5 protein-coding genes are annotated in these 7,394 nt (G+C 53.8%); 2 read left to right on the top strand and 3 right to left on the bottom strand.

Features of this window, described 5'->3' with window-relative positions; genetic code table 11:
- Nucleotides 1–1,082, top strand: a 1,082-nt coding sequence (locus tag V6D20_15235; GenBank protein ID HEY9817133.1) for a serine/threonine phosphatase, incomplete at its 5' end; no start/stop codon positions are given.
- Between the two features lie 19 nt (nucleotides 1,083–1,101).
- Here the strand turns inward: V6D20_15235 and V6D20_15230 are convergent.
- Both V6D20_15230 and speA read right to left on the bottom strand, forming a co-directional pair.
- Entirely contained in the window at nucleotides 1,102–3,039 is a 1,938-nt protein-coding gene (locus tag V6D20_15230) for an ABC transporter substrate-binding protein (protein HEY9817132.1), read from the bottom strand.
- A gap of 202 nt (nucleotides 3,040–3,241) precedes the next feature.
- Entirely contained in the window at nucleotides 3,242–5,209 is a 1,968-nt protein-coding gene (gene speA / locus V6D20_15225; protein ID HEY9817131.1) for a biosynthetic arginine decarboxylase, read from the bottom strand.
- A 244-nt stretch (nucleotides 5,210–5,453) separates the two neighbouring features.
- Between speA and ndk the strand changes: the two genes are divergently transcribed.
- On the top strand, nucleotides 5,454–5,903 hold the full coding sequence (gene ndk, locus V6D20_15220) for a nucleoside-diphosphate kinase (protein ID HEY9817130.1): 450 nt from the start codon (nucleotides 5,454–5,456) through the stop codon (nucleotides 5,901–5,903).
- 134 nt (nucleotides 5,904–6,037) lie between these two features.
- On the opposite strand, the gene V6D20_15215 is transcribed toward ndk, so the two are convergent.
- Nucleotides 6,038–6,817, bottom strand: a complete 780-nt coding sequence (locus V6D20_15215) for a photosystem II S4 domain protein (protein ID HEY9817129.1) — start codon at nucleotides 6,815–6,817, stop codon at nucleotides 6,038–6,040.
- Between the last annotated feature and the right edge of the window lie 577 nt (nucleotides 6,818–7,394).

Here is a 7,394-nt window from a genome sequence, read left to right as displayed (position 1 = left end):
AACCTCCCTCCGAACCTCCTATGACAGATTTTACGCCTGCTTCTGAGACCGATGACGAGGATTTGACGCTCGATCCACCTACCCTGCCGCCCCCTGAATTCTCGGATGCGATCGCCCTTGGTGCGGGGGATGCTGATCAGGATCCTGAGCTGGATGAGGATGAGGATGACGACATGTCACCTACCCTTATGCCGCGGATGGATGACGCCAGCGATGAAAGCGATGATTTGCCGACCATTGTGCTGCCGATGAAGCTGATTAGCTTGGAAGACGCAGGCCGCACGGATATTGGGCAGCAGCGCAAGCATAACGAAGACTTCTTCAGTATTCGCACCCAAACTCAGAAGGCAGATAGTCCCCTAGCTCGCCACCTGACGGCTAAGGGGTTGTATGTTCTCTGTGATGGTATGGGTGGCCATTCCGGTGGTGAAGTGGCGAGTTCCTTGGCGGTGGAAACCCTAGAGCAGTATTTTGAGGAGCATTGGCAAGACCAATTGCCCACAGAACAGATGCTCAGAGAAGCTGTGTTGATGGCTAATAAGGCCATCTACGACCTCAACCAGCAAAATTTTCGGTCTGGTAGTGGCCGCATGGGTACAACCCTGGTGCTGGTGCTGATTCAGGGAACGGAGGCAGCGATCGCCCATGTCGGCGACAGTCGTCTCTATCGCTTCACGCGCCGTATGGGACTAGAGCAGTTGACGGTGGATCACGAAGTGGGGCAGCGGGAAATTCAGCGTGGTGTTGAACCATCGATCGCCTATGCCCGCCCCGATGCCTATCAGTTGACCCAGGCGCTAGGGCCCCGCGATCAAAATTTTGTAGATCCTGACATCACCTTTGTAGAACTGACGGAAGATGCTCTTTTCTTACTTTGTTCTGACGGTCTCACGGACGATAACCTGCTCGACAAGCATTGGCGCACCCATGTAGAACCGCTGCTCAGTTCCCAAACCAATTTAGAGCAAGGGGTGGTGCAGCTGATTGATTTAGCGAATCACTACAATGGCCACGACAATATCACCTGCGTAGCGATTCGAGCTAAGGTTCGGCCAGATGTGACCCCGCCTAAGCGAGTTTAGGCTTCTGTCTATCCATAGGCTAGGAGCGATCTCGGGCAACAATTTCACTGGTATCGAGTAGCCTCAGTTCGTTGATATTCCAGAGCGATCGCCAGTTGGGGATGGCGGAATACTCAATGCCCTCGATGGTATTGCGCACGGCCCCTAAGCCATAGGGATTGATCAGGTAGATAAAGGGCAGGTTTTCTTGAATGATCACCTGAGCTTGACCGTAGATCTCTTTACGGCGCTCAAGATCCAGCTCTCGCCCTCCCTGGACAAATAGATCGGCGATCGCTCGTTCCCAATCGGAAAAGGTCTGATCCACCAAGGGCTCCTGACCGGGCTGGGGCTGGCGGTTGAAGGTATGCAGGCTGCCGTCGAGTGACCAAATGGTGGAAGCGCCGTGGGGTTCCAGTGCGCCCGTGATGCCGCCAATGTAGGCATCCCAGTCGAGAGTGTTGCGCAGGCGTTCTAGCATGGTATTAAACTCCAACGCCTGAAAGTCTACCTGAATACCGATGGCTGCTAAGTCTTCACCAATCTGAGGCCCGATCACCGTGGCGATGCGTCCGCCGGTGTTGGTAATCATGCGGAAGCGTACCCGGTTGCCGCTGGCGTCGAGGAGTTGATCCTCAGCATTGTAGGTAAAGCCGGCTTCTTGCAGGATCTGCCGCGATCGCTCTGGATCGTAGTCGTAAACCGGCAGTCCTTCCTCAGGCGATAGATAGAAGGGGCTGGCCACTGGAATCGGTGAATTCAGGGTTTCTCCTAGACCGAGGAAAACATTATTGAGCATTTTGGGACGATTGATCCCATGGGCGATCGCTTGGCGAAACCGCACGTCGTTAAACCAGGCTGCTTTGATCGGATCCACCACTGGTGTACCATCTTGGCGGCTAGCTTGGTTGAGGTTAAGGCAGACAAAGAAGGTGCTGCTATCTGGCCCACCTTCATAGATGGTGAAATTGCCCCGTTCTTCTTCCCGCTTCAGCAGCATGAAGGTTTGCGGTGAGATGTCGAGCATATCGACTCCGCCGGAGCGAAACTGGATCAGCGAGGTATCTGACGATTCCACAATCTGCCAAATGAATTGTTCGATATAGGGCTGAGGTTGTCCTTGGTCGTCAGTTTGCCAATAGTAGGGATTGCGCTCGAAGACCAAGCGCTGACTGGGGGAGTAGCTAACCATGCGGTAGGGGCCATTGCCGATCACGCGCCGAGGATCGGTGTCGGTGCCCCAGGTAGACAGGAAGAGTGGTTGACCGTTTTCGTCTTTGGCTTGCACGGCGGCACGCAGGGCATGGGCTGGGAGGATAGGGGTGCCGCCTATGTATTCTAAGAAAGGGGCAAAAGGTTCGATAATCGTGAACTGAATTTGGCGATCGCCCACCTGCTCTACCTGAGGAAAAGTTCCGGCTTGCCCAATGCGGAAGGCATCGCGGATGGGGACGGGAATCTCAGGGTTTAGATACACCTCATTGAAGCTAAACACCACATCTTCAGCAGTGAGCGGTTCGCCGTCTGACCATTGCAGGTCTTCTTTTAGGGTGAAGGTAATCTGCAAATTATCGTCAGATACGTCCCAAGATTCGGCTAGGGCTGGGTAGATCTCGCTGGTAATGGGGTTTTGCCCAACCAATCCGTCATAGATAAACGAAAACACGTTGGGGAAGGATTGGTTGAGGGCATAGTTAAAGCTTTTGGGATCGGTGCCTGCGGCAATAATCAAGCGCGGCACCTGGGCCGACTCCACCTTGAAGGTATCTAGGCTACAGCCGCTGAAGCCGATCGCTCCTAGGGTTAATACTAGGGCGATCGCCACCCGGGCCAGCCGCTTCATGCTCCATCGTCGCCACGGTTGTTCCGGGTGTGGCTGAACGTTGGTGGGTCTACCAAAACGTGGGATCCGGCGCTGCATTCCAAGCTGCTGTACTCCAAACCATTGAACCCAAAGATGCTTTACTCTGCCAGGCATAGGTTGTTCCAAAAATCTGCGAGGGGCGCGTCTAGAACAGGCGCTAGGCTGGTTGGCTGACAAAACGTGGGCCAGATACTCGAAAACCCTTTCCCTAGACCTCTTCTTAGGAGAGGGAATGGAGGGATGACTCGGCTCCCCTCGCCCTCAGGGAGAGGGGGTGGGGGTGAGGGCGATCAACGTTCGTCAGTCAACCAGGGTGCTAGGACACTAAGTAGGTGTACTGACCCAGCGATCGCTCATAGTGTTGCAGCAAGAGCTGGGATTCTTCTAGGCTAATCCGGTTTTCGTTCAGGGACTGTTCGGTTTGGCGGCGAATACTTTCGATTAAGTCCTCTGCGTCGTATTGCACATAGCCCAACACTTCGGTCATCGTATCGCCTTTCACCACATGCTCAATTCTGTACCCCTTGGGGGTGAGCTGGATGTGGACGGCGTTGGTGTCGCCAAAGAGGTTATGCAGATTGCCCATAATTTCCTGGTAGGCACCGCCTAGGAACATACCCAGAAAGTAAGGCTCCCCAGCCTGCAGCGGATGCAGTTCCAGCACTGACTTCACATCTCGCAGGTCGATGAAATGATCAATTTTGCCATCGCTATCGCAGGTGAGGTCGGCGAGGGTGCCTCGCTGGGTGGGTTCTTCATCCAATCGATGGATGGGCATGATGGGAAACAGTTGATCGATCGCCCAGCTATCGGGAGCCGATTGGAACACCGATAGGTTGATGTAGTAAATCGAGGCCATGATCTGTTCCAGCGCCTCTAGGTCATCGGGTACGTAGTCCTGCTGGCGGACAATGGCGAGGATCTTCTTGCAGCAGCTCCAGTAGAGTTGCTCGGCGCGGGCGCGATCGCTCAAGCTTAGGTAGCCGAAGGTGAATAGGCTGATGGCCTCGTCTTTAAACTGGGTGGCATCGTGGTACATCTCCTGATAGTTCTCAGGACGGATGGACTGGTAGGTTTCGTAAAGGTTGCGGATAATCAGATGTTCATCGGCGGTGGCGGCGTCAGGGAGGGCGGTGGCGGCATCACTGCTGCCCAAGACGTCAAAGACCAGGACGGATTGATGGGAGGCGATCGCCCTGCCGCTTTCACTAATCAGCGTGGGCATGGGCACCTGTCGTTCTTGGCAGGCTTCTTTGACCTCAGCGACCACATCATTGGCATAGTTCTGCATGTTGTAGTTTTTGGAGGCGTAGAAGTTGGTTTTAGAGCCGTCGTAATCTACGCCCAAGCCACCGCCAACGTCGAGATACTTCATGTCTGCTCCCAGCTTGGCCAATTCCACATAAATTTGGCTAGCTTCCCGAATCGCTTCCTTGATCACCGCGATGGAGGAAATCTGAGAGCCAATGTGATAGTGCAAAAGCTGTAGACAGTGGAGCATGCCCTCTGCCTTGAGGCGGTTCACGGTGTGGAGGATTTCGGGAATGGTGAGCCCAAACTTGGCGCGATCGCCTGCCGAAATGCCCCAGCGACCTTCACCCTTAGTGCTCAGCTTGGCCCGCACCCCCAGCAGCGGTTCAATGCCCAACTGCCGACTGGCGGCAATCACCAACTCCACCTCATCGGCCTGCTCCAGCACAATCAAGGGCGTTTTACCCAAGCGCCGCGCCAGCATGGCAGTCTCTACATAGTCTCGATCTTTGTAGCCGTTGCAAATCAGCAGCGAGCCGTCGTTATCTAGAGTGGCCAGCGCAATTAACAGCTCCGGCTTGGAGCCCGCCTCTAGCCCAAACTGGTGGGGCTTGCCAAAGCGCACCAAGTCTTCAATCAAATGGCGCTGCTGGTTGCATTTGACGGGGAAGACGCCTTGGTAGACGCCGTTGTACTTATAGCGGGCGATCGCTTTACTAAAGCAGGCACTCAGCCGTTCAATTCGGTCTTCCAGAATGTCGGAAAAGCGGATCAAAATCGGCAAGGAGAGATTCCGTTGCTTGAGAGCGGTCACCAGTTCGTAGAGATCTAACGATCCGCCGCGATCGCCCTTGGGGGAGACGGTGACATGACCAGCGGCGTTGATGGAAAAATAGGGTTCCCCCCAGCCTCGGATGCGATACAGTTCTTCGCTATCTTCAATGGTCCAGCGGGTCGTTCCCGGCGGCGTGGGAGGATTAGAATCGGCATTAGGATCTAGAATCTTGGGCGATTCGGTAGACGGAGTGACCATACTGAACCTGACCTCGCAATCTTTCTTCAACGAGTTGTCCTGTCTATCCTATCGTGTTGTTTTGAGAATCCGGGGGCGATCGCCCCGCTTGACCCTGAGTTTTTTCAGACTTTCCAGCCAACTACTTTACAAAGGGTATGCTTTTGCTGAGCATAGAAAAGGTCTTGCACTCGTGTTGCAAGCATTGGCATAGAAGACTACGCAGCAATCAATTGTAAAGACGTATCGTTAGGAGTTTGACATCGTGGAACGCACTTTTATTGCAATTAAGCCAGATGGCGTGCAGCGTGGGCTAATTGGTGAAATCGTGAGCCGCTTTGAAACCAAGGGGTTCACCTTGGTGGGCATGAAATTTATGATGGTGACCCGTGAGCTAGCTGAAGAGCACTACGGTGTACACCGGGAACGTCCCTTCTTTCCTGGTTTGGTCGAGTTCATCACCTCGGCTCCCGTGGTCGCTATGGTGTGGGAAGGAGATGGTGTAGTCGCCTCTGCCCGTAAGCTCATTGGCGCAACCAATCCGCTCACGGCCGAACCTGGCACCATTCGCGGTGACTTTGGGGTCAGCATTGGACGGAACATCATCCACGGATCGGATGCGATCGAGACGGCTCAGACCGAAATTGCTCTGTGGTTTAAAGATGGCGAGCTAGCCAACTGGGAACCCACGATCAAGCCTTGGATTTACGAATAAACCAACGCTCCTAGCGGCTGTCAAACCTGAATGAGCTCTAGTAGGGTGGGCATTGCCCGCCCTACCATGTTTCGTCAAGATAGTTGGTTTCCATCTGCATAGATGTCCATCGGTTCTCCGACGAAGACCACCACTTAGACCAAGCGGGTAAGCTGAATGCGATACCGTTCCTTTTTGGTCACCGCCACTTCGCCAATCTCTAGCCGTCCCTTGCCACGAATGGCGACTAGGTCTCCAGATTTAATTTGATAGCTAGACTGGGTCACGTCTCGCCAATTGACCCGCACATCTCCAGCGCTAATCAGATCCACCATCTTGCTGCGAGACATGCCAAAGCCCGCAGAGGCGATCGCATCCAGGCGCATAGAAGCTTCCACAGTAGTCATCTCTTTTTTCCGAGGCTCCCGCACCTTCAGGTCGCTCAGCTCAATTCGCCGCGTTTTCACCGGCACCGATCGCACCTGGGTGAGGCTCATTTCCAAAAATTCAACTAAATCTGGCGCGACGATCGCTTGTGCCCCCCGTTCGCCCAGCACCACAATATCGCCCACCTTGCCGCGCACAATGCCCGTCCCGAGAAGGGCACCCAAAAAGTCCCGATGGCTGGCGGCATCGAACAAAAAATTGCCAGCAATGTCGAGGGCAGCTAGTTCAACCTGATCCTGGTCTAAGGGCAGGTCTGAACGAGCGATCGCGGCTCGACAGCGCTCTGCTTGAGGATAGCCACCCCAAGCGACTACCTGCACTTCGGTGAGCGGCCGAAACATGGTCTGCACCTCCAGCCATTCTGGCGGCGACAGAAAATCGGTCATCACAACCTCCCACGTCCGCAGGGCCTGCTCCGCTTGGTCAATAATGCGGGCAGCACTGTCGCGGTTCTCAACGCGGGCAAGCAATTCATCTTTTGGCAACATGCACTCAACCTATGGCTACGGCCCGGCACACTTCAACCCTGGGCGCTTTCGGGACTGATTGTCGTGATTCATTGTAGCCAATGGCGAATCATCGTGAGGGGATTCGCGATCCAGCCCAGCATCTTAAGGAAATCTAAGATTTGTACACGCTATATGGAGCGATGAGGAGACGGATTCAGCGCTTTCCATAGCTTATGGCGATCGCAATTGCAAGCACCTATTGGCTGAAATGCTTATTCTAAAAGGAGTTTGAGCGATCGCCCCGATCTATACACCATCCTGGGACGACAGGTTAGAGTTTGCTGACTTTTATCATGTTTCTTAATATAATCAAGAGGAATCCAACGTAAGAATAAAAAAAGTTCAGTATCCCTGACTACAAACTTAATCTTTCAACGATTAATAACTAGGATTCACGGTGAGCTTTTATCCTTGTTGGCCTCCTAGTTACCGCTATTTACAACAGCAGAGGGTGAATCATGATTCAAGCCATTGCCTATTCCCTAGACTTTGTTCAAGACGAAGCTCGCCAATTAGTCTATACCGGCGTCATCAGCCGCCAACAGCCCATTTACGT

Source organism: Candidatus Obscuribacterales bacterium (genome assembly GCA_036703605.1).
Taxonomy (GTDB): Bacteria; Cyanobacteriota; Cyanobacteriia; order RECH01; family RECH01; genus RECH01.
This window is presented reverse-complemented; position numbering and strand designations above follow the sequence as displayed.

What these genes read in the sequence shown, in the direction of transcription:
- V6D20_15230 (HEY9817132.1), bottom strand. Translation starts at nt 3,039, where the DNA reads ATGCCTGGCAGAGTAAAGCATCTTTGGGTTCAATGGTTTGGAGTACAG.
- speA (HEY9817131.1), bottom strand. Translation starts at nt 5,209, where the DNA reads ATGGTCACTCCGTCTACCGAATCGCCCAAGATTCTAGATCCTAATGCC.
- V6D20_15215 (HEY9817129.1), bottom strand. Translation starts at nt 6,817, where the DNA reads ATGTTGCCAAAAGATGAATTGCTTGCCCGCGTTGAGAACCGCGACAGT.